At 72.0% G+C, this 24,054-nt stretch carries 30 protein-coding genes and 3 pseudogenes; 15 read left to right on the top strand and 18 right to left on the bottom strand.

Features of this window, described 5'->3' with window-relative positions:
* Nucleotides 1-91: 91 nt before the first annotated feature.
* Both ACGF5T_RS34300 and ACGF5T_RS34295 read right to left on the bottom strand, forming a co-directional pair.
* Nucleotides 92-253, bottom strand: coding sequence for a hypothetical protein (locus tag ACGF5T_RS34300; protein WP_366768673.1), 162 nt, complete (start codon nucleotides 251-253; stop codon nucleotides 92-94).
* Between the two features lie 153 nt (nucleotides 254-406).
* Nucleotides 407-634 carry a Ku protein gene (locus ACGF5T_RS34295; RefSeq protein ID WP_366768674.1) on the bottom strand — a complete coding sequence of 76 codons (228 nt, stop codon included), beginning with the start codon at nucleotides 632-634 and terminating at the stop codon, nucleotides 407-409.
* Between the two features lie 263 nt (nucleotides 635-897).
* Between ACGF5T_RS34295 and ACGF5T_RS34290 the strand changes: the two genes are divergently transcribed.
* The 6 genes from ACGF5T_RS34290 (at nucleotide 898) to ACGF5T_RS34265 (ending at nucleotide 3,053) form a co-directional block, all read left to right on the top strand.
* Complete coding sequence (locus ACGF5T_RS34290) at nucleotides 898-1,389, top strand: GNAT family N-acetyltransferase (protein WP_366768675.1); 492 nt, start codon at nucleotides 898-900, stop codon at nucleotides 1,387-1,389.
* A 61-nt stretch (nucleotides 1,390-1,450) separates the two neighbouring features.
* Nucleotides 1,451-1,627 carry a hypothetical protein gene (locus tag ACGF5T_RS34285; protein ID WP_366768706.1) on the top strand — a complete coding sequence of 59 codons (177 nt, stop codon included), beginning with the start codon at nucleotides 1,451-1,453 and terminating at the stop codon, nucleotides 1,625-1,627.
* Entirely contained in the window at nucleotides 1,624-1,764 is a 141-nt protein-coding gene (locus ACGF5T_RS34280; protein WP_392890237.1) for a trypco2 family protein, read from the top strand. Before ACGF5T_RS34285 ends, ACGF5T_RS34280 begins: the two co-directional genes overlap by 4 nt.
* Before the next feature lie 75 nt (nucleotides 1,765-1,839).
* Nucleotides 1,840-1,986 (top strand): hypothetical protein, encoded by a 147-nt coding sequence (locus ACGF5T_RS34275; protein ID WP_366768676.1) that lies wholly within the window; start codon nucleotides 1,840-1,842, stop codon nucleotides 1,984-1,986.
* Nucleotides 1,987-2,022: 36 nt separating this feature from the next.
* On the top strand, nucleotides 2,023-2,763 hold the full coding sequence (locus ACGF5T_RS34270) for a histidine phosphatase family protein (RefSeq protein ID WP_366768704.1): 741 nt from the start codon (nucleotides 2,023-2,025) through the stop codon (nucleotides 2,761-2,763).
* A complete protein-coding gene (locus tag ACGF5T_RS34265; RefSeq protein WP_366768677.1) occupies nucleotides 2,760-3,053 on the top strand; it encodes a hypothetical protein in 294 nt (97 codons plus the stop codon). The genes ACGF5T_RS34270 and ACGF5T_RS34265 overlap by 4 nt, the downstream gene beginning before the upstream one ends.
* A gap of 70 nt (nucleotides 3,054-3,123) precedes the next feature.
* Here ACGF5T_RS34265 and ACGF5T_RS34260 read toward each other — a convergent pair whose 3' ends face one another.
* Both ACGF5T_RS34260 and ACGF5T_RS34255 read right to left on the bottom strand, forming a co-directional pair.
* Nucleotides 3,124-3,414: a hypothetical protein gene (locus tag ACGF5T_RS34260; protein ID WP_366768678.1), complete on the bottom strand. Its 291-nt coding sequence runs from the start codon at nucleotides 3,412-3,414 to the stop codon at nucleotides 3,124-3,126.
* Nucleotides 3,411-3,852: pseudogene (locus ACGF5T_RS34255) on the bottom strand (ParA family protein); the annotation flags it as partial. The pseudogene ACGF5T_RS34255 and the gene ACGF5T_RS34260, both read right to left, overlap by 4 nt.
* A 104-nt stretch (nucleotides 3,853-3,956) precedes the next feature.
* On the opposite strand from ACGF5T_RS34255, the gene ACGF5T_RS34250 reads away from it, so the two are divergent.
* Nucleotides 3,957-5,399: a protein kinase gene (locus ACGF5T_RS34250; protein ID WP_392890233.1), complete on the top strand. Its 1,443-nt coding sequence runs from the start codon at nucleotides 3,957-3,959 to the stop codon at nucleotides 5,397-5,399.
* A 95-nt stretch (nucleotides 5,400-5,494) separates the two neighbouring features.
* Here the strand turns inward: ACGF5T_RS34250 and ACGF5T_RS34245 are convergent.
* The 3 genes and pseudogenes from ACGF5T_RS34245 to ACGF5T_RS34235 form a co-directional block, all read right to left on the bottom strand.
* Nucleotides 5,495-5,768: pseudogene (locus ACGF5T_RS34245) on the bottom strand (IS5/IS1182 family transposase); the annotation flags it as partial.
* 215 nt (nucleotides 5,769-5,983) lie between these two features.
* On the bottom strand, nucleotides 5,984-6,268 hold the full coding sequence (locus ACGF5T_RS34240; protein WP_366768707.1) for a hypothetical protein: 285 nt from the start codon (nucleotides 6,266-6,268) through the stop codon (nucleotides 5,984-5,986).
* 616 nt (nucleotides 6,269-6,884) lie between these two features.
* Complete coding sequence (locus tag ACGF5T_RS34235; RefSeq protein WP_366768680.1) at nucleotides 6,885-7,172, bottom strand: hypothetical protein; 288 nt, start codon at nucleotides 7,170-7,172, stop codon at nucleotides 6,885-6,887.
* A gap of 304 nt (nucleotides 7,173-7,476) precedes the next feature.
* Between ACGF5T_RS34235 and ACGF5T_RS34230 the strand changes: the two genes are divergently transcribed.
* Entirely contained in the window at nucleotides 7,477-7,677 is a 201-nt protein-coding gene (locus ACGF5T_RS34230; protein ID WP_366768681.1) for a type II toxin-antitoxin system VapB family antitoxin, read from the top strand.
* 767 nt (nucleotides 7,678-8,444) lie between these two features.
* Here ACGF5T_RS34230 and ACGF5T_RS34225 read toward each other — a convergent pair.
* Nucleotides 8,445-10,280: a protein kinase gene (locus ACGF5T_RS34225; protein ID WP_366768682.1), complete on the bottom strand. Its 1,836-nt coding sequence runs from the start codon at nucleotides 10,278-10,280 to the stop codon at nucleotides 8,445-8,447.
* Nucleotides 10,281-10,520: 240 nt separating this feature from the next.
* Nucleotides 10,521-11,252, bottom strand: a complete 732-nt coding sequence (locus ACGF5T_RS34220; RefSeq protein ID WP_366768683.1) for a maleylpyruvate isomerase family mycothiol-dependent enzyme — start codon at nucleotides 11,250-11,252, stop codon at nucleotides 10,521-10,523.
* A 123-nt stretch (nucleotides 11,253-11,375) separates the two neighbouring features.
* Here ACGF5T_RS34220 and ACGF5T_RS34215 point away from each other — a divergent pair.
* Nucleotides 11,376-11,552 (top strand): annotated as a pseudogene (locus ACGF5T_RS34215) (NAD-dependent epimerase/dehydratase family protein); the annotation flags it as partial.
* A gap of 307 nt (nucleotides 11,553-11,859) precedes the next feature.
* Here the strand turns inward: ACGF5T_RS34215 and ACGF5T_RS34210 are convergent.
* Nucleotides 11,860-12,411, bottom strand: coding sequence for a hypothetical protein (locus ACGF5T_RS34210; RefSeq protein ID WP_366768684.1), 552 nt, complete (start codon nucleotides 12,409-12,411; stop codon nucleotides 11,860-11,862).
* A gap of 157 nt (nucleotides 12,412-12,568) precedes the next feature.
* Here ACGF5T_RS34210 and ACGF5T_RS34205 point away from each other — a divergent pair, with 157 nt between their 5' ends.
* From ACGF5T_RS34205 to ACGF5T_RS34190, 4 genes are all read left to right on the top strand, one after another.
* Nucleotides 12,569-13,147 carry a TetR/AcrR family transcriptional regulator gene (locus ACGF5T_RS34205; protein WP_356611033.1) on the top strand — a complete coding sequence of 193 codons (579 nt, stop codon included), beginning with the start codon at nucleotides 12,569-12,571 and terminating at the stop codon, nucleotides 13,145-13,147.
* Nucleotides 13,148-13,632: 485 nt separating this feature from the next.
* Nucleotides 13,633-13,953, top strand: coding sequence for a hypothetical protein (locus ACGF5T_RS34200; RefSeq protein WP_366768685.1), 321 nt, complete (start codon nucleotides 13,633-13,635; stop codon nucleotides 13,951-13,953).
* 218 nt (nucleotides 13,954-14,171) lie between these two features.
* On the top strand, nucleotides 14,172-14,453 hold the full coding sequence (locus ACGF5T_RS34195; protein ID WP_366768686.1) for a hypothetical protein: 282 nt from the start codon (nucleotides 14,172-14,174) through the stop codon (nucleotides 14,451-14,453).
* A 120-nt stretch (nucleotides 14,454-14,573) separates the two neighbouring features.
* Nucleotides 14,574-15,461 (top strand): septum formation family protein, encoded by an 888-nt coding sequence (locus tag ACGF5T_RS34190; RefSeq protein ID WP_366768687.1) that lies wholly within the window; start codon nucleotides 14,574-14,576, stop codon nucleotides 15,459-15,461.
* Nucleotides 15,462-15,729: 268 nt separating this feature from the next.
* Here the strand turns inward: ACGF5T_RS34190 and ACGF5T_RS34185 are convergent, their stop codons facing one another.
* The 5 genes from ACGF5T_RS34185 to ACGF5T_RS34165 form a co-directional block, all read right to left on the bottom strand.
* Entirely contained in the window at nucleotides 15,730-15,981 is a 252-nt protein-coding gene (locus ACGF5T_RS34185; protein WP_366768688.1) for a hypothetical protein, read from the bottom strand.
* Nucleotides 15,982-16,008: 27 nt separating this feature from the next.
* Nucleotides 16,009-16,314 carry a hypothetical protein gene (locus ACGF5T_RS34180; RefSeq protein WP_356611025.1) on the bottom strand — a complete coding sequence of 102 codons (306 nt, stop codon included), beginning with the start codon at nucleotides 16,312-16,314 and terminating at the stop codon, nucleotides 16,009-16,011.
* 30 nt (nucleotides 16,315-16,344) lie between these two features.
* A complete protein-coding gene (locus tag ACGF5T_RS34175) occupies nucleotides 16,345-16,524 on the bottom strand; it encodes a hypothetical protein (RefSeq protein ID WP_356611023.1) in 180 nt (59 codons plus the stop codon).
* 330 nt (nucleotides 16,525-16,854) lie between these two features.
* The gene (locus tag ACGF5T_RS34170; RefSeq protein ID WP_366768689.1) at nucleotides 16,855-17,346 is read right to left on the bottom strand and encodes a hypothetical protein; all 492 of its coding nucleotides are present in this window, start codon (nucleotides 17,344-17,346) and stop codon (nucleotides 16,855-16,857) included.
* 83 nt (nucleotides 17,347-17,429) lie between these two features.
* Nucleotides 17,430-18,767: an NlpC/P60 family protein gene (locus ACGF5T_RS34165; RefSeq protein ID WP_356611019.1), complete on the bottom strand. Its 1,338-nt coding sequence runs from the start codon at nucleotides 18,765-18,767 to the stop codon at nucleotides 17,430-17,432.
* 231 nt (nucleotides 18,768-18,998) lie between these two features.
* Here ACGF5T_RS34165 and ACGF5T_RS34160 point away from each other — a divergent pair, with 231 nt between their 5' ends.
* The gene (locus tag ACGF5T_RS34160) at nucleotides 18,999-20,132 is read left to right on the top strand and encodes a hypothetical protein (protein WP_366768690.1); all 1,134 of its coding nucleotides are present in this window, start codon (nucleotides 18,999-19,001) and stop codon (nucleotides 20,130-20,132) included.
* Nucleotides 20,133-20,263: 131 nt separating this feature from the next.
* Complete coding sequence (locus ACGF5T_RS34155; RefSeq protein WP_366768691.1) at nucleotides 20,264-21,844, top strand: serine/threonine-protein kinase; 1,581 nt, start codon at nucleotides 20,264-20,266, stop codon at nucleotides 21,842-21,844.
* A gap of 58 nt (nucleotides 21,845-21,902) precedes the next feature.
* On the opposite strand, the gene ACGF5T_RS34150 is transcribed toward ACGF5T_RS34155, so the two are convergent.
* The 3 genes from ACGF5T_RS34150 to ACGF5T_RS34140 all read right to left on the bottom strand — a co-directional run bounded on the left by ACGF5T_RS34150 (nucleotide 21,903) and on the right by ACGF5T_RS34140 (nucleotide 24,021).
* Nucleotides 21,903-22,793 carry a hypothetical protein gene (locus ACGF5T_RS34150; RefSeq protein WP_366768692.1) on the bottom strand — a complete coding sequence of 297 codons (891 nt, stop codon included), beginning with the start codon at nucleotides 22,791-22,793 and terminating at the stop codon, nucleotides 21,903-21,905.
* A 149-nt stretch (nucleotides 22,794-22,942) separates the two neighbouring features.
* On the bottom strand, nucleotides 22,943-23,641 hold the full coding sequence (locus tag ACGF5T_RS34145; RefSeq protein WP_361018781.1) for an NUDIX domain-containing protein: 699 nt from the start codon (nucleotides 23,639-23,641) through the stop codon (nucleotides 22,943-22,945).
* Nucleotides 23,638-24,021, bottom strand: a complete 384-nt coding sequence (locus ACGF5T_RS34140) for a DUF4406 domain-containing protein (RefSeq protein WP_366768693.1) — start codon at nucleotides 24,019-24,021, stop codon at nucleotides 23,638-23,640. The genes ACGF5T_RS34145 and ACGF5T_RS34140 overlap by 4 nt, the downstream gene beginning before the upstream one ends.
* Between the last annotated feature and the right edge of the window lie 33 nt (nucleotides 24,022-24,054).

Raw genomic sequence — 24,054 nt, 5'->3', positions numbered from 1 at the left:
AATCCACACCGAACCCGGAAGGCCCTCACCCGTTCAAGATCCCTCAGCCGAGACCTGGCTCACCTGTCCACAACCTCCCCGGACAGAACAACTAGGTGGCCTTCCGGGCCTTCCGGGGTGTCTTCTTGGCTGCTGTCTTCTTGGCTGCTGTCTTCTTGGCGGTCCGCTTGGGACGCATCGCGTGCACGTCCGCGGGCTCGCCGTTGTCGCCGCGAGAGGCTTGGGCTTCGACCGACTCCTGCAGCGCTGCCATCAAGTCCCACGAGCTGCCCCGGCTCCTCGGCAGCCTCCGGAGGCGCCGGCGGCTCCCGGTGCTCGCGCTTCGCCTCGATCAGCTTGGCGACCACCTCCGTGTACCTGTCGCGGAACTCGGCACTGTCCAGGTCGTCGCGGGCCACGAGGGCAATCAGTGCGAGGGCACCGTCATCTCCTCGTCGGACAGCTCCACCGGCGGCGGCAGCTCGGACGGGTCGCGGATGTCGTCCGGCCAGCGCATCGCGTGCAGCACCATCGCTTCGCCGCGGACCCGCAGCAGGCCGAGACGCTCCCGGTCCGACCACGCGTACCGGGCCACGGCCACCCGCGACGACCTAGCCAGGGCCTGGCGCAGCAGCGTGTACGGCTTGCCCGCCACCTGGCCGTACGGCGAGGTAGTAGCCCTCGGCGATACGCAGCGGGTCGATCGATCCCCAACGGCATGAAAGCCCCGTTCTCGATCGCCTTCGCCGTCGGCAGCGGCAGGTATAAGCGAGGAAAGGCCAGGCGGAAAGGCCTCCCGCCAAGGACTGGTCCCCCAGTACTCCAGCCGTAGATCGTTATATGCCCTGGTCTTGGGGTTGGTCTGCCGCTGGCGGAAACTCAGATGATCTGAGCCCACCATCCGGTTAGGGTCGGGCGGTGCCCCAGCTGAAGCGGCTGCATGCTGGCCATGCCCCGGTGGTCCTGGCCTTCGAGCTGGAGAACCGCGCCTACTTCGCTGCCTCGGTCCCCGACCGCGGCGACGACTTCTTCGACAAGTTCACCGACCGGTACGGCGCCCTGCTGGCCGAGCAGGAGGCCGGTACCTGCGCCTTCTACCTGCTCGTTGCCAAGGACGGCTCGGTTCTGGGCCGGTTCAACCTGTACGACCTCGAGAACGGCACTGCTGAGCTCGGTTACCGGGTCGCGCAGCACGTCGCCGGACGCGGCGTGGCGACGGAGACCGTCCGGGAGCTGTGCCGGCTGGCGGTGGCGCGGCACGGGCTGCGCACCCTGCGGGCGGGCACCTCCCGCGAGAATGTCGCGTCCCAGAGGGTGCTGATCAAGGCTGGGTTTGTCCTGGTCGATCCGGCCGACCTCGGTGGTAAGTCAGACCCCTGGTACCAGCGCGACTTGGTACTGCAGCGGTAGACCGTGATCTTGCTGGTGGACCGGTTGCGGGAAGGCTGCGGCCACCGCTGATCATCGGCGTGTGAAGACAAACGATCGTGCGGTGGCCGGGTCACAGCGCAGACCCTGCCCGCTGGCAGGAGGCGTCGAGGTCCTGATGGGCCGGATAGCGGGCCGGTTCGCGCGGGTGGAGCCCCGGCGCCTGGTGAGAGACGTGGTGCTGGGGCTGCTGTCGGACATGCCGCGCAAGAACTCCTGATCGGCGGACTGCGCTGGAGCGTGATCAGTCTGGGGGGCGAGAAGGAAAGCGGCAGCAAGGCCACCCACACGGTGACGGTGAAGCTGACGCCGCACCGGCCCGGCGGTGGTGACATCGACGTCAGCGACGAGGAGTAGTCCCTCCAGGCACGCGCCGGGTCGATGGCAGAGAAGCTGGGGGGGCGGCTCGTAGGCACAGGAGCAGGGGTCGCCATGGGGACCGCGTTCGGTGTTTCGCTGGGGGCCGTGTCACTGCTCGCGGTGATCCTTGTGGCAAACGCCTGGACCCGCTACGCCGTGCTGCTGCTGTGCGCGCGGCGGATCCTGCCCTGGAGGCTCGGGACATTCCTCAACCGATGAAGGGACGTCATGACTCTGCGGACACTGCCTGATGCGATGCCGCCGACGGCCGTGGTGCCACCCTGCGCGCTAGCTGGACTCTGGGCCGTGCGGCACGGTCAGAGCACGGCCAACGTCGCATTCGCCGCGGCTGAGGAGTCCGGCTCCACGGTGCCGGTGCCCGGCCGGGACCGGGACGTGCCGCTGTCCGGCCTGGGCACCGCGCAAGCGGTCGCATTGGGCAACTGGCTGGCCGGACATGCGCCGGAGGCCGGGCCGGACCTGGTGGTGTGCTCCCCCTATGCGCGCGCACTCCAGACGTGGGAGGGGATGGCGGCCCGCGCGGCCGGGCTCGGCGGGCCGCGTCCGGACCTGCTGGTCGACGAGCGGCTGCGGGACCGGGAGATGGGCGTCTTCGAGCTGCATCCCCCGGCCGCGCTGCGGGTTCGGGCACCTCAAGAGGCGGCCCGGCGGGAGCTGATGGGCGAATGGTGCTACCGCCCGCCAGGCGGGGAGGCCTTCACCGACGTCGCGGTACGCGTCGGCCAGTTCGTCCACGACCTGGGGCGGGCTGTGCCCGGGCGGCGTGTCCTGGTCGTCGCGCACGACGGGGTGGTCATCGCCCTGCGCTATGTACTCGCCGGGATCGGCGCCGTCCCGCCCGAGGAACTGCCGCCCGTCCCGAACGCCTCGGTGTCGCACTGGAACGGCGACGGCCACCGGCTGCGTCTGGCCGCCTGGGGCGACACCGCTCACCTGGCCTCGCTGGACGACATGGAAGGAATGACGCACGTATGAACGACCGCTCCCCCACCGACCCGGTCCTCGCCCACGTCGAGCCGGGACCCGGCGGCCTGTACGGGGACCAGCCCTACGAAGCGGCTCTCGCCGACCTGCAGTCGGCCCTGGCGGAGGTCTCCGCCGCGCTGCGCGAGGCTGACGGCACCCGTGCCGAGCAGCTCACCCGCTACCAGCGAGACCTCGGCCGTGCCCAGCTCCGGCTGCGCCCGGACGACACCGACGCCCCGGAGCGCGCTCACGCGCTGTCGCGGACGGTGCGCCGCTACCTCGCCGGCGGGGCCGCGTGAGCCCGACCACCGAGAGACAGCTGCCGCCAGAGGAGGACCCGCGCATCTTCCGCGAGCAGATCGCGTCCGTCTACCCGGACGGCAGCACCCCGCAGCGTGCCCCGGCCGCCGTGATCGTGGCGGGGCAGAGCGGGGTGAGGCCGACCTCGCGGACGCTCTGCACCGTCTCGTCGAGGTTGCGCAGGTGGTTGTGCGGGTTGTCGGGGTTGTCGCTGATGAGGGTGACCGGCAGCTCCGTGATGGCCGCCGTGGTCGACTCCTCTCCCGCGATGGTCTTGTCGATGAGGTTGGGTCGGGAGGACCGGGCGCCGCGGGCTGCGCCGAACGCGGGTGCCGATCCCAGGGTGTCGGCCTTGTTCATCGGGTGGCTCCCCTCGCTACCTGCCGCATGGCCTCCGCCTGATCGCTGTGAGGCGCAGAACTCAGCAGCGGCATCCGCTTGCGGACCGCTTCCCGCTGCTCCTTGAGGTCGCCGATGACGGCGAGGACCTTCGGGTCGCCGAGCGACTTCCAGTTCTCCAGGGAGGAGGTGGCGACGTAACCGCGGCGGGAGTCGTAGAGGTTGACGACGAGGCCGAGGTAGTCGATCTCCTGGGAGAGGTCTTCGCGGAGGTCCTCGATCTGCTGGGCGAGCATGCCGTACGCGGTGGCGGAGGAGTCCTCGGCGAGTACGAGGATGACGACCCCGGAGCCGCCGGCGGCTTCGCCGCGGCGCCTGCGCCCGTAGTAGAGAGCGGCGTCCATCGCGATGCCGAGGCTGGGCGGGCGGGCGGGCGATGATCACGTCGTAGTCCGCCTCCCTCACCGAAGGGAGGGGTGTCGTACAGAGCCTCCGGGGGTACCTGCGTCCGGCGGCGGCACACCAGCGTGGCCCGTGCGCACCTCGATGCAGTGGGAGAGGGAATGGGACTTCGTGAGTCGGCTCGGGTCGTGGTCTCCCGGTGCTCCGCCGAGGTACTGAGCGGCCGATACCGTCTGGACGGCCTCATCGGGTCGGGCGGTGCCGCAGACGTCCATCGGGGTTTCGATCTGCGGTTGAGGCGGCCGGTGGCGGTCAAGGTCTTCCGTCCTGACACCGGCTTCGACATCGAGGACGCCTCGCACGACGAAGCGGTGATCCTCGCCCAGTTGCACCACCCTGCACTGGTCACCGCCTACGACGCGGGCAGGCACAACGGACGTCTCTTCCTGATCATGCAACTGATCGAGGGCGACACGCTGAAGAACCGCATCGCCCAAGGACCACTGTCCCCCGCGGCGACAGCCGCAGTCGGCGTCGATCTCGCCCACGCACTGGCTCACGCACACGAAGCGGGAATCGTCCACCGAGACGTCAAACCGTCCAACATCCTTCTGGATGCCTCGCACCGCCCGTACCTCACCGACTTCGGCATCTCCCGCATGTTGGACGCCACCACCCGCACCGCCAGTGGCACGCTCATCGGCACCGCCGCCTACCTCTCCCCCGAGCAGGTCCTCGGCCAGCCCGTCGGCCGACCCGCCGACGTGTACGCCCTCGGCCTGGTCCTCCTCGAATGTCTCACGGGCAGACTCGAGTACGGCGGCGGTCCCCTTGAAGCCGCGATCGCACGACTGCACCGCCGGCCTGTCCTGCCTCCATGCCTTCCGGAACAACTGGCGGGACTGCTGCGGAAGATGACGGCCCTGGACGATGAAGCCCGCCCGACGGCCGACGAATGCGCCCGCGCACTCACGGAACTCGCCGACCCGGCACGACGTGCAGCCGGTCCGTCATCGCCTGTCAAGAGCCTCGTCCCCCACCACGAAGCATCGTGGACTGCCGACCGCACGCGCCCAAAACCGCCGACTGCCAGGGCCCCAGCCACCCACCGCACCGTGCCCGCCCGACGCCGCACCCTGGTGGCGGGTGCGACCGTCACCATCGCCGCTGTCATGGCCACCGCCCTCACCTTCACCGACGACTCCGCATCACAAGGGAACGACCAGAGCGCCACCGAGATCACCAGCTCTCCTACCGGAGAGACGGACGCTCCTCACACCGCGCAACAGAAGGAGGAGGCCGTCCCCTCTGCCACCACAGCGCCACCTTCTGACCGCAGCACGTCTGCGGGTGCCCTCCCCGATGACAGGCCCGGACGTCGCGTTCCCTCGGATTACACATTCAGCATCGGCTCAACCACACACGACTCCGCAGCCCGGACAGCAGAGGCCACACCGGGCGACACGAGCGCATCTCCCGCGACCACGTGGAACGGCAAGACGGACGAAACACCGAAGCGCCCACCCGGCCTCGCCAAGAAGACCGAAGAGGCCCGCGACAAGGGCTCGCAGCAGAGCAACAAGTCGCCGGGCAGGAAACACTGAAATGCTTCTGCAGAGTAAGACTCAGCCTGTCGGTGACGGCGGCGTAGTGGGACAGGTCGATCACGACCCGGTTCGCAACGCCCGATTCAGGTCGACCGCGAAGTCTTTCGGCTTCCGCCTGGCCTAACGGCCAAGGATCGGGTCCGGGACCTGCCCCGGCCCCTGCGGGGCACGCAGATCCGCGACATCACCGTCTCGAAGGCGGGTGCATCACCGGCCTGGCCCGCGGTGACGGTCAAAAGCGAGGGGCCGCGCGCGGCCGTCAGCGGCCAGGTGGACCTTGGTGCTCAGCCCGCCGCGGAAGCGTCCGAGCGCGCTTGCTGCCGTCGTGGCTGACGACGGCGCCGGCCTTCTGCTTGCAGTCCTCGCACAGGCGCGGGTGGGTCTCGCGTGGGGCGTCCCACCCGGCGGGCTCGATGGCCTTGCACCGTTCGTCGGTGAACCGGGTGCCGCGGTCGGCGCACACGGGACGGCGGCCTCCCGCTCGGCCCTGTGCTGTGCGGCGATGCGGCGCAGCTCCTCCTTGTGCGCCCGCTGCCCTTGGGCCCCGGGCCCAGCGCCGCACGAACGGGTCGGTGGCTCCTTCAGTCGGCGCCGAGGGTGCCGCGGCCGCCGACCCGCTGGGCGTCTTGGCAGCCGTCGCGGTGCATCAGCTCGCGGACCGTTTCCTCGAATTGGGAGTGGTGCAGTGCGTGCAGCTGTGGCAAGGCGTAGTGCAGGCCCTGGGCCCGTGCCACTTCCCACTGGGCCCGCTGCTGGCGGTGGCAGAGCCAGTCGGCGCCCGCAAGGACGGCGGCAGCGAACGCAGCCGACAGCACGCCATGAACGAGGCCCGCGCCCAGTATGAGCGCGAGCACGGCCAGGACCATGATCCGGACGGCGCGGGAGCACCAACTCCGCAGATCACTCTCTGACTTCCCCCGCAGCTGCGCCCTGCCGCGTCTGCTCCCCTTGGTGCGCCGCCCCCGTACGGCACCGCAGCGCGGAGGCCCCGGCCGACGCGCCACAGGACCAAGACGACCCCGATCCTCCGGCCGCACGCTCACCCCCACCCCGTTCCCTTCTCCTTCTTCTTCCAGTCCGGGGCCAGCGCAGGGGGTGCGCAGAGGGGATGTCGGGCTCCCGACCACGCGACTGCGTGCGTGGTGACCTGCGTCTTTAAGTTGTGGGTACAGCCAGGGTGAAAACAGCTATGAGCGCGGTGTTGTCGCATCGGACCGTGGTCGGGCCCTGTTGGGGCGGGGGATGTCGCGATGGCGTGACGGGCGGTGTCGGGGCTGCCCGAAGGGTTTCCGCGGCGGTGTGCAGGCGGGGGTCGCCTTCGTAGGGGATGGGCTTTGCGGGGGGGCGGTTTCGGAGCCTGGCGGGCGTGCCCGCCAACGCAGCACCGTGCTGTTCGCGATGCTCCGCGACGGCACCTTCTACGAACCCCGCGTCCCCCAGGCGACGGCTGCATGAACCGGCGAACAGGCGGGTCGATTCAGCTCAATGCCTTGTGTCGTCTGTCCACTTGGAGATCTCCACGGCACCTCGCCGGACAGCTTCTTCCTGGTCCTTCGCGAGCTGTCCGCAGGCCGCTGCGACGTCCGGCACACCGTCCGGTCCCACGAGCGCGTCATGCACGCCGGTCTGCAGCCAGTCAGCGTGGTCGCCGTCAGCCTCGGCAACCGCGAGGGCGATGAGCCTCACGGCGGCCACCGTCCCCACCCGGGTCAGGGCCTCTGCCGTCTGCCGGGTCACCGCCGTGTCCTCGACGTCCAGCAGCAGTCCCACCAGCACTTCCGCAGCCTGAGGAACATCAGCGAAGGGAGCAAGGTCATGCCCAGCACGAACACGTTGCGCCCACGAAGGCGACGACGCCTCAGCCAAGGCCGCCTCTATTCCGCTCCTCATCTATGGCACGACCAGACAGTCTCATGCCCCACGAAGGAGATCGCATCTCGAATGCCGAAGCTGGCCACACGCTTGACGAAGAACACAGAGGCACCCCCCGCTTGTTGCGCCTCATCGGATCGTGATCACGCGTCAACGCCTTGAGCGGTTAGAGTCCGGACACGACACGATGAAGGGGAAATCCGTGGCCAAGATCAACGTCAGTCTCGACGCCGAGCTGGTGGTGGAAGTGATGGTTCTTGCTGGCGTCGGATCGCCCCAGGACGCCGTCGAGCTGGTCGTCCGCGACTACATCGCCCGTGGTCATCGCACGGAGGCACGCACGGAGTTCAAGGACCAGAACCTGCACGAGGTAGAGGTCAAACCGCAGGAACCACAGGGTTGATCATTCGCTGCGTCCAGCCGCCAAGGCCAGGAGCAGTCAGCCTGCGGCGTCGTTGCGGCACCAACTCCATGTCACTGATCGAGGCATGGTGAGGGGGAGACGGCCCTCGCTCAACAGCCGAGCCGGGCCGGCGTCTCTCGGTCACTTCCGCCAGGCGGGTACGGGCAGCAGCCGGCAAAGCCCCTGAAAGGAGAGGCAGTCAGGCGGCAGGCCCACCGACCCCTGAGACGGCGCGCCGTCCCTCGCCGGGTGGCACGCCGGATGATGCGTCGGCCTCCGGATACGAGTACGGCGGTGGGCACCGCGGACCCGGCGGCCGGGACGGCGCCGGCAGTGCCCTACCGGTGCCTCCGGGCCGGGGTACGGGCGTTGGCCGTGTGGGGGTGCCGGTGCAGCGGGAGCAGGGCGCCGTGATCGATGCCACTGCGTGGCGGGGCTTCGGTGGGAGGTGTTCGTATCGGGGTGTGCTTCGGCTCAGCGAGGTGGGGCGTCGCGGGGGTGGCACCGCGCGCAGGAGTTCCCCCATGGCCAGGGCGGCGGCCGTGCGGGCGTCGAGGCGCGGGGCAGCGGGGCGCGCTGTCTCAGTGCCGGGCCGGTGCGTCAGAGCCGGTCCGAGGAGTCTGCTGTGGGCCGGTTCGGCGCGGGTCGGCGGGCCCGGCCGGTGAGCAGGCTCGCGCACCGGCCGGTTTCCTCGGGCCGCGCTCCTGCGTACGGCGGCCGGAGGGTGAAGCCCGGAGATGACGTGAGGCCCCGCTCGCGCCTCGGGTTCAGTTGCCTCCGGGCTCCTGCGCGTTGCGCCAGATCTGCAGGTCGATGGTGACGTAGGAGCCGGGGTCGTTCTTGCTCGACTTGCCGCGGTAGGTGGCCACCGCCACATGGCCCGCGTCGCTGAGGACGCAGATCTGCGATCCCTGGGTGAGCTGGGTGAGGTCGATCTTCTCGGTGTAGCGCGTCTCCGTGCGGCAGGTCTCCAGGGAGCCTTTCTGTGCGTTGTTCAGCACGACGAGCTTCCCGTTGTCGGTGCCGATCGACGACTCGTCCAGGAAGTTGACGACGCTGAAGTAGAGATCACCGCCGCCGTACGCCGCGTCCTCGCTCTCCACCGGCCGCGGCGGGTTGTCGGCGAGCATGAGCTGGTAGCCGTCCGTCAGGTCGATGCCGGTGTACGAGACGGGCCGCGGGTCCTTCCTCTGCTGTCCCGCGCCCGGGCTCCCGTCGCCGCCCGCAGGGCTGCTGCTGCCGGCGGGGGCGTTGGCCCCGTTGTTCTCGTCCTTGCCGCCCCCGTCCGACAGCAGGGAGCCGATGACTCCCAGGACGACCAGTGTGCCCACGACCGCCGCGGCCACGATCAGCCCCGTCCGCTTGGGCTTCTGGCGCGCCGGCGGCCCGGCGGGATGGTGGGTGACGGGCGGTGGCGTGTGGTGCCCGGGGTAGCCGGGGGCAGGGGTGTGGTGCCCGGGGTAGCCGGGGGCGGGGGTGTGGTGCCCGGGGTAGTGGGGGGCCGGGGTGTGGTGGCCCGGCGCGGGCTGTCCCGGGTGTCCGGGGGGCGGCACCGGGCCCACGGCGCCCGGCGCGGGGGGTGTGGCGAACCCGGTCGGCGCGTACGGGTCCACCGTGCCCGGCGGCGGCTGCGGCGGTGAGACCTGGGTCGGCGTCGGAGTGACGGAGGGCTGCGGCGGCGGGGTCCTGGCCGGTTCGGGCAGGCGGAGCCGCTCGGTGATCGATCCGGCGACCGTCCGCGGCAGCCAGTCCTCGCCCTGGCGCAGTGCGGTGGGCGACAGTTCGTGGCACAGCTCGATGATCTCGGTAAGGCTCGGCCGGCCGTCCGGGTCGCGGCTGAGGCAGCGGGACACCAGCGGCAGCAGCTCCCCCGGCAGCCGGCTGAGGTCGGGGTCCTCGTGGACGATCCGGTAGAGCACCGCGTGCGAGGAGCCTTCACCGTAAGCGGGCGAGCCGATCGCGGCGAAGGCCGCGATCTGTCCCAGGGCGAAGATGTCGGTGGCGGGGGTGACCGTGCCGGCCGACGCCTGCTCGGGCGCCATGAACGCCGGGGTGCCCACGCTGACGCCGGTGCCGGTCAGCGCGGTCGTGTCGGCCGCGCGGGCGATTCCGAAGTCGATCACGCGAGGGCCGTCGGAGGCCAGGAGGACGTTGGCGGGCTTCAGGTCACGGTGCACGATCCCCGCGCCGTGGATCACGTGGAGCGCCTCGGCCACCCCGACCGTCAGCAGCAGCACGCTGCGCAGCGGCAGCCCTCCGTGCTGGGCGACGGCGTGCGCGAGGGAGGGGCCCGGCACGTAGGCGGTGGCGAGCCAGGGCTGAACTCCGTCGGTGTCGAAATCGATGACCGGCGCCGTGTACAGACCTTGCACCCGCTGGGCGGCTTGGACCTCCTGCTTGAACCGCCGCCGGAACTCGGGCTCCTCGCTGAGCTCGGACCGGATCACCTTGAGTGCGATGGGCCGGCCGCCCGGCGTGTAGGAGAGGTAGACCTTGCCCATGCCTCCCGTGCCGAGGACGGCCGCCAGGCGGTAGCCGCCCACCACAGCCGGGTCGCCCTCCTGGAGTGGCTTGAAGAGGTCGGCGGAAGGTGTGCTGCTCATGATGAACCATCCCCTGTTTGCGGCAGTCCGGCCCCCGCCGAAGCCGCGAAGCCAAAGGGGAGCGTACCGACTGCCCCTCGGCGTCCCCGCCACGTCACGCAACGGTTCCGCTACGAAACCGCCGCACCCGCCGCAACGCCGGTGCCTCGCGCGCCTGCCGGGGTCCCCCGGGCCGGTTCAGGAGGGCGAGGGCGTCGCCGGTCGCCGCTCGACGGCCGGGCCGGGCCGGTGTCTTGCCGGTTACTTCCGCCAGGCGGGCACGGGCGGCAGCGGACCGGGCGGGTCGACCGTCAGGGTCCTCCCGTCGGTGCGGCCGGTCAGCCAGCCCAGGAGGTGTGCGGCCGGCCCCGACACCTGGGGACCGGCTCGGTCACCGATCGGGCGTGGTACCCGGTCCTCGTCGGCGAGCAGCACCAGGGCCGGGGCGTCGCTGCGGTCGTGGAGTGCCGCCGCGGCGGTGGCGAGTTCCCGTTGCACGAAGGGCGCGGGCCAGTGCGCCGGTTCGTGGCCGGTGGCCAGGTCGGTGTGGTGCACCTCCACCTCGCGCAGCATGCTGCTGACGGCGCCGCGCACGGGGCGCAGTCCCGCGCCGAGCCAGCGCACGGGGACGTCCCAGGCGTCCTGCGGGTGGCTGTGGGCGGCCGTCAGGAAGCGGTGCAGCGCGCTGTGCAGGTCCTGGGCCAGGACGGCGGCCGGGCGTCCCGCACCCTCCTCGATCTCGCTCTCGCGCTCGGCCTCGTCGCGGTACTGCGGCAGGTCGGCGCCGGTACGGGCCGCTGTGAGCAGCCGGGTGCGGGAGTCGGCGCTGCGGGCGAGGTGGGTGAGTACGTGTCCGCGGCTCCAGCCGGGCAGCCGTGAGGGGGCCCGTACCTGGTCGTCCGTCAGGGCGGCCGCGGAGGCGAGCAACCGTTCCGCGGATCTGCGCAGCACCGGCAGCAGGATGGTGGGCAGTTGGGGCTCGTTGCGCGTCATGGGTGCCTCCTACCCGTGTCGGCGGGTTGCCCGGCCGGCTTTGCGGGCGGCTGCTTCTTACCGACCCGTGACGTGCGGGGCGCTGCACCTGGTGCGGTCCGTGAGCGGGCGCAGCGTGGACGGATGCGTGTACTGGTCACCGGCAGTGCCGGGTTCATCGGGTCCCCTGTCGTGGATGTGCTGCGGGAGCCCGGGCACGAGTCCGTCGGCTACGACGTCCGAGCGGACCCGGGTGCCGATGTGCGCGATCCGGTGGCCGTGGCGCGTGCGCCGGCCGGGGTGGACGGCGTGTGTCACCAGGTGCGCCCCCGTCCGTGGCTGACGGCGCAGGCGATACTGGCTCGCCTGCTCAACCACGCCCTGGCGACCGGCTGGTGAGCGCGGGGAGGGCGGCCGCACAGCGATCCGGCGCCGGCTGGTGCTCTCGGGGGCGGGGCTCGACGGCCTCCTGGGCGCCGGTCTCTCGGCACCGTGGCTGCGCAGGGGGGAGCTGCCGGAGCGGATGCGGCGGCCTTGGAGGGCGCCTCGTCGAGCCTGTAGGACGGGGTGCGGGCCGGGCCTGCGCGGTCCCGGCCGCTTCCGGGCCGGGCACGGCGTGGTGGTGCCGTCAGCGCCGCAGGCGCAGGGCGGAGAGGAGGAAGAAGATCCCGCCGAGGAAGGCGTATCCGGCCAGGGCGGTCAGCGAGGCGTCGTCCTGTGCGGCCTGGGCGATGAAGGAGGCCCCGGCCAGGGTGGAGATGCCGCCGCTGGCGATCATCGGCCACTGTCCTTTCATGCCGCGCCGCAGGACGCCGACGGCCAGCTGGACGAGACCGGCGGTGACGGCCCAGGCGCCCCACAGGCGCAGCACGGCCGGGATGCCGGAGGAGACGGCCACGGCCAGTCCCGCGGCGGTCAGGGTGCTGAGGGCGATGTTCGCGTACAGGGCGCGGACCGGTCCGCGGGCGGCCCGCCCGGACCGCACGTCGACGATCGCGCAGGCCACGTCGAAGAGCGGATAGGCGATCAGCAGCGCCTTGGTGAGGGGCCCCAGGGTGTCGGCGGCCGTCCACAGCAGGCCGGCCCATACGGCGGCGAACGCGAAGCGCAGGAGGTACAGGCGCCGCAGCGTCACGGCGGCGCCCGCCGCGGGGGCGGGGGCGGCGAGGGTGGTGTCCATGAGGATGCCTTTCGGGAAGGAGCGGCACGTTCGCCGCCGCCGGAGTGGGACCAGCCCTCGACGAGGGAGAACGTTCGGTCTCTTTTCATCTAAGGCCGTCCGCGGCCGACCGTCAAGACCGAACGTTCTCCCTCAGGCGGCTGGTACGGTGGACGCCATGAGTGCGAGCACCGGGGGCGCAAGGACGTCCGAGGCGCGGTCACGACTGCTCGGCACGGCGACCCGCATCTTCTACGCCGAGGGCATCCATTCCGTCGGCGTGGACCGGATCGTCGAGGAGGCCCATGTCACCCGGGCCACCCTGTACCGGCACTTCAAGGGCAAGGAAGAGCTCGTCCTCGCCTACCTCCAGCAGGCCGACCAGGGCATCCGGGGCCAGATCGAGGCGGTGCGCGCCCAAGGGCTGCCGGCCCGCGACACGGTCCTGGCCGTCAGCCGGACGATCACGCAGGGCATCCGGTCCCCCGGCTTTCGCGGGTGCGCCTTCCTGAACGCGGCAGCCGAGTACCCCGACCCGGCGCACCCGGTCCACCAGGCCGTACTGGCGCACCGGACGTGGTTCCTGGAGACCGCCGTGGACTTGCTCGCCCAGGCCGGCTGCGTGCCCGCGGACGAGGCGGGCCGGCACTTCGTCATGCTCCGAGACGGCGCCATGGCCGCCGGGTGCCTCTTCGACCCCGCGCTCATCTCCGACACGTTCCTGCACGGCGTGGAAGGCATCCTGCCCTCCAGGTGAGCGCCCTCCAGGTGAGAACACCCCTTCCTCGTGCCGCCCCAGGGCGAGCACGGGCCGGATCCCCGAGGGCGGTGAGCGTGTCCGGGTGGTCCGGGCCCCATGTCGCCTCCCGCTGGGCGAAGACGCAACGGCGCAGCCGCTCCGCGTCCTCCGGCCGTCCACGATCCTGTGACAGGGAGGCGAGAGCGGTCTCAGCCGCCGCGAGGGTGCCCGGGCGGGCCCCGGGTCCGTCCTGCGCTCCGCCACGACCCAGCGGAAGACTTCCTCGGCTTCGTCGAACTCGCCTTCCTGGCGGAGCTGCTCGCCCGGCTCGAACGAGAACCGTACGACCTCCGGATGAGCGGGCCGTGCCCGGTCGCGAGATGTCCCAGCTTGATGCGCGTCGTCCCGGACGGTGTCGCGGAGAGCTTCATATTCATCACCGGGATGCCGTCCAGGTGAAAGGCTGCCCGGCGGCACCAGGACATGGACGGAGAGCTGGCGGGATGGGTTTCGAGGGCGAAGTCTGGCGACTGATGCGGCAGGAGGAACCAGTCGGCGAGATCGTGATCGACGAGGCCGACTTTCCATGGCTGAACGGTCACTTCGTTCCGACGCCGACGTTCGCAGAGGTGAAGCCGTGGTTCGACGAGTCGCTGGCTCTGCTGGAGGCGAAGGAGTACGAGCGGTTCGACGACTCCTACGACCGGATCGCGGACACCTTGTCGCTGGTGGGCCCGTCAGGGCCGGTCGCGGAGTTTCTTCTGCACATCAGGAGCGGTCGTGCTTGGTTCAGGTGGAGCGACGAACCATTCGATGATGTCTGAGCCCGCCAGGCATGGGGAATTGCGTGACCACGGCCCCTGGGGAGCAACGCTGTCGTCGGACGTGGCGATCGCGTCGATCACCTATCAGTGATCACGCCCCAGACAACGACAGCCCTCTCCGCCGCCACCGGCGCCGTGCCGGTGGCAGCCGCCACCGGGCCGGGCGCCCAAGGACCTCACCCTCCGGCAGGATCTGCGCCCGGCGCCGATGGGACCCGGTGCTCCTGGAACGGACGGCCGCCCATCTGATCGGCAACGCCGTCCGGCACGACCGCCCCGAGGCCCGTGCCGCGGTGCCCACCGGACGCACCGTCCAGGCGGCGTACCCGCGGGTGGTCAACGCCGGCGACGGCCCGCTCTCTGAGCAGTCACTTGCTTGGGAGTACCGCGCCTGCTCCCCGCCCGTGGACGGACCGGTGCCCGGCCGGCAGTACCGGTGCCGGCGTCTCCGTACCGGTACGACCTGCCGGTACAACCTTCGCGGCCCGTCCCGAGTCTGAGATGCCGCGATGAGGTGAGGGCCTGCCCCCTCCCCCGAGCCACCCGGCCACGACCGGGCACCGGGATGGCATACGATCCGCATGCCCCATGTAAAGATCCAGTAAGAGGATGTACACGTCATGACTGCCCGTGCTCCCTACCGTTCCCTTCGCGGTATATCCGCCGTTGCCGCCCTGCTCGCGATCGGCGCGGTGGGATGCTCGGACGTCACCGACGCCGTCGACAGCGCCAAGGACGGTGCGAAGAAGGTGGCCCGCCAGCGCTCGGTGTTCTCGCTGGACACCGGTGACTGCTACAACCCGTCCGGCAAGGCCGAGGGGACGGCGTACACCGTCGAGATCGTGCCCTGCGACGAGGCGCACGCAGGCCAGGTCGTGGGCGAGTTCTCGATCGACAAAGGCAAGAAGTACCCCGGCGACGACGGGGTCTCGGCGATCGCGGACACCCGCTGCCCGGTCGAGGCGCAGAAGTACGCCCCTGACACCTGGGCGCTCCCCAAGGGCGCCGAGCTCTTCTACTACACCCCGACCGCCGAGAGCTGGGCGACGGGCGACCGTTCGGTGAGCTGCACCTACACCGCCTCGAAGGGCGCGCTGAACGGCACGCTGGACACCGCGAAGTCCCTCAAGCCCGAACAGCTCACGTACCTCAAGGGTTCGAACGCGGTCTACGAGGCCCTGTGGGCGAACCAGTCCGAGAAGGACACCGTCGAGGCCGACCTGCCCGGTTACAAGGCGCAGGCCAAGGCCGTCGCGGCCGCTCTCCAGGACCACGTCGAGGGCCTCAACGGCATCGACGGCGCCGAGGTCGGCACGCTCCGTTCGACGCTGGCGAAGGCGGCCGGCGACTGGAAGAAGGCCGCGGACGCCGCCGACGCCGACATGTTCTACGCCGCCTACGACCCGGCGTTCACCGGCATCGACCCGAACAAGTCGGTCGCCGCCCGCAAGGAGTTGGGCCTGGCCACCACCGTCCCGGCCGACGAGGCCGAGGTCTGGGCGGGCTGACACCTGTGAGGTCCGGGCACCGGTCGGCCGGTGCCCGGACCCGCCTGACGGGGACGGGCCGGGACCGGGCCGGCTCTTGGGGAGAGCCTCCTTCCGGACGGCTGCGGTGCGCCGCCCTTGTACGCAGACGGTGCACGCGGTCGTCGACGAGGCGCCGGAAGGGAGGCGCCTTCGGCTCAGGGTCCCCGCCCATGGGTGTGACGGAGCACGGCCGTTGGCGGGGGGCGGACCGAACGGTCGCCCCCCCCGGGCGCGTGTGCCGTGGGGGTCAGCTCGCTCGCTGCTCCTTGACCAGCTTCTTCGCGCGGTCGCGACGGGATGGGGCCGGCACGTCCACCGTCACGCCGGCGCCCTCGCCGGGCGTGGCCTCGGCCCGCCGCGGCCGATCGGGGAGGGCGCGGACCGACGCGTCGTCGGGGCCGCGGTCGATGTAGAACAGCGATTCGTCCGCCGGGTCGTCGTCACCGTCCCCGCGCACCACGCCCTCGCAGTCGGCGAGGATGTCGCGGACCGTCAGCACCTGGAGCGGGAAGAGGGGGTTCCCTTTCTAGGGTGAGTAGATGATCAGCGCCGTGGTCGGCACGAACGTGGCCAGGGCGCTGAGCCACCAGTAGGTCCGTGAGGTGAGCGAACTCCGTCGGGCCAGGGCGCGGTTCACGGACAGCCACAGCAGGACGTACGGGACGACGACGACGGCCGCGATCGGCAGCCAGAGGACCATGGGGTCGTTGTCCGTCGCCTCGGGACCGCTCGTCCAGCTCGCCGCGAGGAACCACAGTATCCAGATCGGTATGACCCCGGGGACGCCCAGGAGGACGTTCGCCCCCAGAGCCGCCTGCCACCGCCTGGTCATCGGTGCAGCCCTCCTTCGTTCGCCGCGTCGCTAGGCGCGCGACAGCGCGTTGTACTGCTCCAGGACGTGGTAGAGGCCCATCAGCTCTCGTCCGTACTGCTCGGCGTCCGGGCCGGTGCCGTTGTACCGGCCGAGGACGGCCTCCGTGACGTGGACGTTGCCGCTCAGGTCCGGCCGGTCGATGCCGAGCAGTTCCGAGTTCCGGAGCAAGGCGTACGCGACCGTGCGGACGTTGTACTCCTCGTCGTCGTGGAGCTTGTCCCAGACGGCCCGGAGGTCGGACCGGGAATCGTAGTCCAGGGGTTCACCATTGCGCCGCCTGCCTCGGGGACGCCGACCGACTCCAGGTAGGCCTGCACGTCCTGGAGCATGACGCTGCGGTACGCGGCCGTGATCTGCCGGCCGCGTGTGGCGCCGGCCGTGTCCTGGATGCCGTCGGGGCGGGGGGCCTTCCGCCGTGCCGGGCCGTCCTTGGAGCGGGGGCCGGTGCGGTGTCCCGTGCGCCGGGGCACCGCACCGGGTGGGTTCAGCCGGCGGGGCTCAGCACTCGGGTACGCCGTCGATCCAGTTGGAGGCGTTGTCGATGTAGTAGCTCGACATGTAGCCGCGCTCGCCGTGGGTCGGCATGACCCACAGCCAGTACGGGTTGCCGCCCACGGACTCGATGCCGTACGTCTGGCAGTACACGTAGACCGCCTCGGGGGCGCTGACCTGGTTGACGATGCGGAAGCAGTTGACCGTGCCCGGCCGGAGCTGGCATGCCTCGCCGCCGGTGCGGAGGTTGACGCCCGACGCCCACACGCCGTACCAGCCGACGCCGTGTCCGTCGGCGTGCGCGGTGCCCGCCGCGCCCGTGAGGGTGCCGGTGGCGGCGAGGACGGTCGCGCCGATGACGGTGGCGGCACGCGTGCGCAGGCCGGAGGCGATGCGCCCGGCGAGGCTCGTCCTGCTCGTCGCCTTCGCCGCCGCCGCCGTCGTCGTCTGCGTCGTCTGCTTCGTTGGCTTCGTTGGCTTCGTGGAAAGGGAGGTCATGGGTTCCTCTGTCCTGTCTGGGGCGCGGTCGCCGGGACCGCGAACGGGGTGGTGGAGCAGGCAGTGCGCGCGGGGCGGGCGGGTCAGTACCAGCCGGTGCAGGCGATCGTTCCGCCCTTGCCGTTGGTGCCGCAGGCGCGCATCACCAGGCCGTTGTCGTTCCACTGGGTGGTGTACGCGTCGCCGCCGGAGGTGACGGTGGTGTAGCCGAGCATCGGCTCCCACGTCTCGCCGCCGTCGCTGCTGCGGTCGACCCAGATCTCGTCGCCGACCGTGCCGCCGATGATGCGGCCCCAGGCGCACGCGGTCGTGCCGTTGTAGCGCAGCTCGACGGTGCGGCCCCACACGGTGGCCGACTTGGCAGTCCAGGCGCCCGTGGAGTTCGGCTCGGTGCCGTCGCCGCAGGACGTGTTCGAGTCGGCGCCGTCCAGCGTGCCCCCGATGGCCGCGTACTGCCCGCAGGACGGTACGCCCGGCGTGATCGCGGGGCCTTGCAGGAACAGGTTGCTCACCCAGCTGCGGTAGTCCGGCAGGTAGGTCCAGACGTTGTTGACCATGCCGTCGACGGTGACCCGCTCGCCGACCCGCTGGCACAGCGCCCGGACGGCGACGGAGATGCCGTTGCCGTTCTGCCACTTGACCGGGCTGCCGGTGTGGGAGTTCTCGCGCAGGTTGGGCTGGCCCCACGTCTTCACGTGCTGGCCGAGCCCGTCGTACTCCCAGACCGGGAACACGCCGTTGGTGTGCGGCCGGAACGCGCCCTGGTAGCGGTCCCAGCGGGCGTCGGCGACCCGGACGACGTCACCGGAGTTGGGGGCCTCGACGACCTTGCCGTCGCCGAGGTAGAGCGCGACGTGCGTGATGCTCGTACCGAAGTAGAGGATGTCGCCGGGCAGCAGCGGGGCCTCGCCCTGTTCCTTGGTGAACTTCGTGTGCGCGTAGCCCGGGTTCTGCCAGGTGGACTGCGTGGTGCGCTCGCTGACGATGTCCTGCCGGGTCGCCTTGTACCAGGCCCAGCGCACCAGTCCGATGCAGTCGAAGCTCCAGAGCTTGGGGTCCCCGTACGAGCGTGGGTCGGTCGGATCGATCATGCCCTGGCTGGGGCCGGGCAGGCCCTGGGCGTGGCCGCCGCCCCAGGCGTAACTCCAGCCCACGTAGCGGCAGGCGACCTCCACCGCGTCCTCGGCGGTGGCGCTCGCCCCCGCCTTCAGCGGGGCGCAGGCGTCGGCGGCCCGGCCGGCGGCGGGGGTGGTGGCGGGGGTGGTGGTCCGGCCGGCGGCGGGGGTGGTGGCGGCCCTGGTCTCGGGGGCCGCGGTGCCGGCCGCGGGGGCAGCCGCCGGTGTCGCCGTGGCGGCGGTCGCCGTCGTGGCCGGCAGGCCCAGACAGGCCGCCGCCATGACCGCGGCGAGCAGCAGTCTCAACGGGCGCCCGCGGTCCAGGGGTCTTCGGCCACGGTCACCGCGCTCACTTGGTCTCATCTCGTTTCCCCGGTTTCTCATCGTGTGTCGGCGTGCCCGGGCGTGCGTCGTGGCGGCCCGGACGGGCCCAGCAAAGCGCCGCCGGGCCAGAGCTTTGTCCCGCTGGACAATCCGTGGACAATTGGCGGACAAAAGTCGGCCGTCCGGGGCCGGGCACAGTCGGGGGACTTCGTCATGGGCAGGCACGAACAGCCTCTCGACCCGAGAGGCGGGCCGCTCGCGCTCTTCGCTCGGGACCTGCGCGGGCTGCGGCGCGCCGCCGGTTCGCCGTCGTACCAGCGTCTTGCCGCACGGACCCATTTCGCCGCCTCGACGCTGGCCGCGGCGGCGGGCGGCAAGCGGCTGCCGAGCGCCGCGGTCCTCGCCGCCTATGTGGCGGCGTGCGGCGGTGACGTGGCGACGTGGGAGACGCGCCGCCGGGCCCTGTCCGCGGAACTCGCCCAACGCTCGGAGCTGTCGGAGCTGTCGGAGGTCGCGGAAGCCGCCCGACTCGCGGAGCTGTCGGAGGTCGCTGAAACCGCGGAAGCCACGGGGCCGTCCGCGGCCGCGTCGGTGTCCGGCGCACCGGCGCAGCTCCCGCCTCCCCGCAGCTTGGCGCAGGGCCCGTCCGAGGCGGGTCCCGCGCGGGACGCGCCCGCGGTGGTGTTCGCGGGCCGGCGGCACCTCCTGCGCCGCGCCGTCGGCATCACGGGAGCCGCGCTGCTGCTCGTGACCACGGGGGCCGCGTCCGCGCCCCGGGGCGACGCCGAAACCCGGGCGCTCGACTCGTGGTTCGCCCGCGATGCCGCCATCCCCGCCCGCTACCGGCGCGCGATCGTGGCGGCGGGCACCGCCTGCGCGGCGCCGCAGGTCTCGCCCGCCCTCGTCGCGGCGATGCTGAAGACCGAGAGCGACTTCGATCCGCAGCTGAGCGATCCCGCCGCGGACGAGTACGGCATCGCCCGCTGGACCCCCCGCGTGCTGCGGTACTACCTCCCGGAAGGCCGGCAGGACCGCGTCCCCCGGCCCCCGCTCGACGCGGAGACGTCCATCGCGGCCCTCGGCCGGATGCTGTGCACGCTGGCACCGCAGCTGGAGGGCGTCGCCGGGGACCCCGCCCTCAACCTCGCCGCGGCCTACCGCACCGCGACCTGGGTGGTGCAGAAGGAGAACGGCATCCCGGACCGCATCCGTCCCTACACCGACCGGGTCCGCTCCCACCTCCTGCGGTACGCGCCCGAGCACGGCGTGTGCCTGCCGTACGCCACGGCGGAGAGTTCCTACCCGGCCCCCTGCGGGAGGGCGGTGGCGGGCTCTCCCGCCGCATGACCTCACAAGCCGGGACCCCGGCGCCCGGCCGCGGGCGACGGCGGGCGGTCCGGCGGTCCGCTCCTCCCCCTTTAGGCTGCTGTCCGGGGCCGGACCTGCGGCCGGGCGGGGATCAGGGGGACGACAGTTAGATGAACGGCACCACCGAGGTGTTCCAGCCTCTCCAGGCGGGCGACCCTCCCGTCGTGGCCGGCTACCGGCTCGCGGCCCGGCTCGGCGCGGGGGGCATGGGCCGGGTGTACCTGTCGCACACCCAGGGCGGCCGGCCGGTGGCGGTCAAGGTGGTGCGCCCGGAACTCGCCGACGACCCGGCCTTCCGGCGGCGTTTTCGCCGGGAGGTGGAGGCCGCCCGCCGGGTCAGGGGCGCCTACACCGCGGAACTCGTCGACGCCGACGCCGACGGCCTGCCCCCCTGGCTCGCCACGCTGTACGTGCCCGGGCCGTCCCTGACGGCGGCCGTCGCCCGGCGTGGCCCGCTGCCGGTGCCCGCGGTGCTGTGGCTGATGGCCGGCGTGGCCGAGGCGCTGTCCGCGATTCACGAGGTGGGGGTGGTGCACCGGGACCTCAAGCCGTCCAACGTGCTGCTGGCCGCCGACGGACCGCGGGTGATCGACTTCGGTATCTCGGTCGCCGCCGACCTCTCCTCGCACACCGCCACCGGCTCCACGGTCGGCACGCCCCACTTCATGGCGCCCGAGCAGGCGACCGCCGGTGAGATATCCCCGGCGACCGACGTCTTCGCCCTGGCCCAGACGGCGGCCTTCGCGGCGCTGGGCGAACCGTTGTACGGGGAGGGCACGGCGCCGGTGGTGCTGTACCGGATCGTGCACGAGGAACCCGACCTGTCCCGGCTGCCGGAGGCGTTGCGTCCGCTGTTCGCCCGGTGCCTGGCGCCCGACCCGCGGGAGCGGGCCACACCGGCGGAGGTCGTCCGGTGGTGCCGGGAGCAGCTGGGAGCGGACGCCGACGCGGGCGCCGGGCCGGCCGTCTGGCGTGAGGTCACCGGCCCCCAGGCGAGTGTCCCGGAGCCGGTGCGTACGCCGGTGGATCCTCCGACGGCGGCCTCCACGCTCGCGCTCGGGCCGGCCCGGCGGCGGGCGCCACTGGGGCGGCGCACCGCGCTGATCACGGGCGCGGCCGTGGTGGCGGGCGCTCTGCTGGCGGGGCTGACGTGGTTCACCAGCGACGGGTTCGGCCTCGGCGAGCGGGCCGCGAGCTCCCCCGCGTCGGCTCCCGCGCCGACGCGGTCCGCGGCGTCGCCGTCGCGTACCCCGCAGGCGGCCGGCGGCTCCCCTCGGGCGTCGCAGCCAGCCCCGGACGCCTCGGGTCCCCCCGGGGTGTCCCCCATGTGGCTGCGCCGGACGAACTCCCTGAGCCTGAACGAACCGAGGCTCCCCGATGACCGGACGGGCGACATCCGCCTGGACTGCGAGGACGACGTCGACTGCGCGCTGCGAAGCGACACCAGCCGGTTCGTGCAGCTGTTCAACGGCAAGGCCGCCTCCGCCGAGACCTGCCGCCACCTCCTGAGCGGTGCCACCGGCCCCGAGTACCGCACCTGGTCCCTCGCGGCGGCCGACGAGGGCACCCGGATCTGCGTCGGGAACGACTCGGGCGACATCGCGGCGCTCACGATCCAGGTCAAGCAGACGGCCCTGCGCGAGGAGGCCTTCCTGCAACTGGGCATGACCGTCTGGGGGAAGGCGGCCTGAGGCCTGCGGGGGCGTCACCCGCAGGCCGTCGGTTGCAGGCCGGGGGCCGGATTCCGGGTCAGCTCTGCTGCCGGCCCTGCTTCATCACCTCGGCCGTCATGTCGGCCACCTGGCCGGCCGGGGGTGCCTGGGCCTCGACCTCGGTGCCGAAGTCGGAGTAGTTCATCACCATGGTCATCTTGATCTGCTGCGGTGCGGCGCTGTTCTGCGCCTTGGCGCCGGCGGAGGGCGCGCCCTTGATGCTCATGTCGAGCTGCTGGCGTCGCAGCCGTCCGTCGCCGTCGAGCCAGACCTGCATCGGCAGCGTCGGGCCGACCTGTTGGCGCAGCTGGTCGCCGCCCGGCAGCTCGGCGACGTCCACCGACACCTTGTAGTGGGTGGTGTCGGCGCCGTCGATCTTCTCCTGGCCGACCTTGGTGACGTCCTGGTCGGTGATGGCCTTGGCGTAGCGGGCCGACTGGGCCGGGTCACCGATCTGCCCGGCGTTCACGCCCAGTGCCTGCGCGGCCTTCTTCAGGTCGATCTTCATCCAGGTCTTGCCGCCCTGGGCCTTCTGCCCCGGCACCTTCTGGTAGAGGACCTGGTCGACCACGCGCTGCTCGATGCTCTTGCCCTGGGCGGTCACGGTCATGACGCTGTCGCCCTCTTCGAAGTCGAGCGCGCCCTTGCCGTCGGTCGTGATCGACTCCTCGGGCGCGGAGAGCTTCATGTTGATCGTCATTTTGGCCGTCTCCGCCTCGGCCGTCCTGTCGTAGGCGGCCCGCACCTGCGTGGTGCCCTGCTCCTGCGCCCCCGCGTCGCCGCTCGCGCTCGCGCTCGCGCTTCCGCTCGATGCCGTACCGGCCTTCTGCGACTTCGGCTCCTCGTCACCGCCGCAGCCCGTCAGTACGGCACTCGCCATGACGGCGGCCACGCCGATCGCGCTGGCCTTCATCCCCCTGCTCGGCATGTGAACTCCCCATCTCCTCAACGGCTTGCGGCCACTGCGGCCCCGCGGCTTTCTGCCGTCCCGAATGCCCCGGGGCGGGCGGAACACACGCTGGCCGGTGCGGAGTTGGCGCGGTGCGTCGTCCGCCGTGCCGGTGCGGGCGGGCGGGTTCAGCCGCCGTGCGGGGGCCGGCCGCCGGGCGCGGGCCGGGGGGCGAAGGGCCCGTGCAGGGCTGCCCATTGCAGGAGCAGGAGGGTCTTTCCGTCGGTGATGCGTCCGTCGGCGGTCATGGCGAGGGCCTCGGTGAAGGGGAGTTCGAGGACCTCGATGTCCTCGCCCTCCTCCGCCACTCCCCCGCCCGCGGCGATCCGGTCGGCCGGGGTGTAGGGGGCGGCGAAGAAGTGGAGGCGTTCGGTGACGGAGCCCGGGCTCATGTAGGCGTCGAGGACGTGGGTGAGCGGGCCGAGTCGGACGCCGAGTTCCTCGGCGCTCTCGCGGCGGATCGCGGTGGCCGGGTCGTCCTCGTCGAGCAGTCCGGCCGCCGCCTCGACGAGCATGCCGTCATGGTGGCCGTTGACGTAGGCGGGGTAGCGGAACTGGCGGGTGAGCAGGACGTGGCCGCGTTCGGTGTCGTAGGGCAGGACGACGGCGCCGTTGCCGCGGTCGTAGGTCTCGCGCTGCTGGGTCTCCCAGCGTCCGTCGCGGCGCCGGTAGTCGAAGGTGGTGCGGCGCAGGACGTGCCAGCCCTGGGAGGTGAGTTCGACGTCGCGGATCCGGACGCCGGGGTTGCGGTCGAGGCCGCGTCCGGCGAGGTGCAGGCCGGTGCGCCCGCGGTGGTCGGGGGTGTCGGTGCCCGGGAGGCTGTTCACGCGCTCTCCTGCGGGGTGCGGCGGGGAAGGCCGGCGACGTCGTGGTGGACGGGCAGGCCGCGCCTGCGTGCGGTGGCGACGTCCTGGCCGGCGCCGGCGGATGCGCCCGGCAGGCGCAGCACGGCGTCGCAGTGGGTGAGCAGCCGGTCGGCGGCCGGGTGGAGGACCTGGTCGGCGAGGGGGTCGGTGGGGCCGGCGCCGGCGGAACGCAGGACGGGCAGGGCGAGCCGCTCGCCGATCACGGGGAGGTGGCCGGCCGCGACGACGGGCCGGGCGGCGGCTTCCAGGCGGGCGGGGTCGGCGGCCATGGCCTGCGGGTCGCCGTCGGTGCCGGAACGGCAGGGGCCGGCGGTCAGGATGAGCAGGGGTTTGTCGTCCATGACCGCTAAGATACATGCAGAACCGTGCAACAT

The organism is Streptomyces sp. NPDC047853, from assembly GCF_043204535.1.
In the GTDB taxonomy this organism is placed as follows: domain Bacteria; phylum Actinomycetota; class Actinomycetes; order Streptomycetales; family Streptomycetaceae; genus Streptomyces.
The sequence above is the reverse complement of the archived record's forward strand: the minus strand, read 5'-3'. Positions and strand labels throughout refer to the sequence as shown.

What these genes read in the sequence shown, in the direction of transcription:
- ACGF5T_RS34270 (WP_366768704.1), top strand. Translation starts at nt 2,023, where the DNA reads ATGCCGCCGACGGCCGTGGTGCCACCCTGCGCGCTAGCTGGACTCTGG.
- ACGF5T_RS34225 (WP_366768682.1), bottom strand. Translation starts at nt 10,280, where the DNA reads ATGAGCAGCACACCTTCCGCCGACCTCTTCAAGCCACTCCAGGAGGGC.
- ACGF5T_RS34260 (WP_366768678.1), bottom strand. Translation starts at nt 3,414, where the DNA reads ATGAACAAGGCCGACACCCTGGGATCGGCACCCGCGTTCGGCGCAGCC.
- ACGF5T_RS34190 (WP_366768687.1), top strand. Translation starts at nt 14,574, where the DNA reads ATGACTGCCCGTGCTCCCTACCGTTCCCTTCGCGGTATATCCGCCGTT.
- ACGF5T_RS34200 (WP_366768685.1), top strand. Translation starts at nt 13,633, where the DNA reads ATGGGTTTCGAGGGCGAAGTCTGGCGACTGATGCGGCAGGAGGAACCA.
- ACGF5T_RS34180 (WP_356611025.1), bottom strand. Translation starts at nt 16,314, where the DNA reads ATGACCAGGCGGTGGCAGGCGGCTCTGGGGGCGAACGTCCTCCTGGGC.
- ACGF5T_RS34220 (WP_366768683.1), bottom strand. Translation starts at nt 11,252, where the DNA reads ATGACGCGCAACGAGCCCCAACTGCCCACCATCCTGCTGCCGGTGCTG.
- ACGF5T_RS34205 (WP_356611033.1), top strand. Translation starts at nt 12,569, where the DNA reads ATGAGTGCGAGCACCGGGGGCGCAAGGACGTCCGAGGCGCGGTCACGA.
- ACGF5T_RS34160 (WP_366768690.1), top strand. Translation starts at nt 18,999, where the DNA reads ATGGGCAGGCACGAACAGCCTCTCGACCCGAGAGGCGGGCCGCTCGCG.
- ACGF5T_RS34140 (WP_366768693.1), bottom strand. Translation starts at nt 24,021, where the DNA reads ATGGACGACAAACCCCTGCTCATCCTGACCGCCGGCCCCTGCCGTTCC.
- ACGF5T_RS34155 (WP_366768691.1), top strand. Translation starts at nt 20,264, where the DNA reads ATGAACGGCACCACCGAGGTGTTCCAGCCTCTCCAGGCGGGCGACCCT.
- ACGF5T_RS34240 (WP_366768707.1), bottom strand. Translation starts at nt 6,268, where the DNA reads ATGGTCCTGGCCGTGCTCGCGCTCATACTGGGCGCGGGCCTCGTTCAT.
- ACGF5T_RS34265 (WP_366768677.1), top strand. Translation starts at nt 2,760, where the DNA reads ATGAACGACCGCTCCCCCACCGACCCGGTCCTCGCCCACGTCGAGCCG.
- ACGF5T_RS34300 (WP_366768673.1), bottom strand. Translation starts at nt 253, where the DNA reads ATGGCAGCGCTGCAGGAGTCGGTCGAAGCCCAAGCCTCTCGCGGCGAC.
- ACGF5T_RS34150 (WP_366768692.1), bottom strand. Translation starts at nt 22,793, where the DNA reads ATGCCGAGCAGGGGGATGAAGGCCAGCGCGATCGGCGTGGCCGCCGTC.
- ACGF5T_RS34250 (WP_392890233.1), top strand. Translation starts at nt 3,957, where the DNA reads ATGGGACTTCGTGAGTCGGCTCGGGTCGTGGTCTCCCGGTGCTCCGCC.
- ACGF5T_RS34275 (WP_366768676.1), top strand. Translation starts at nt 1,840, where the DNA reads ATGGGGACCGCGTTCGGTGTTTCGCTGGGGGCCGTGTCACTGCTCGCG.
- ACGF5T_RS34210 (WP_366768684.1), bottom strand. Translation starts at nt 12,411, where the DNA reads ATGGACACCACCCTCGCCGCCCCCGCCCCCGCGGCGGGCGCCGCCGTG.
- ACGF5T_RS34170 (WP_366768689.1), bottom strand. Translation starts at nt 17,346, where the DNA reads ATGACCTCCCTTTCCACGAAGCCAACGAAGCCAACGAAGCAGACGACG.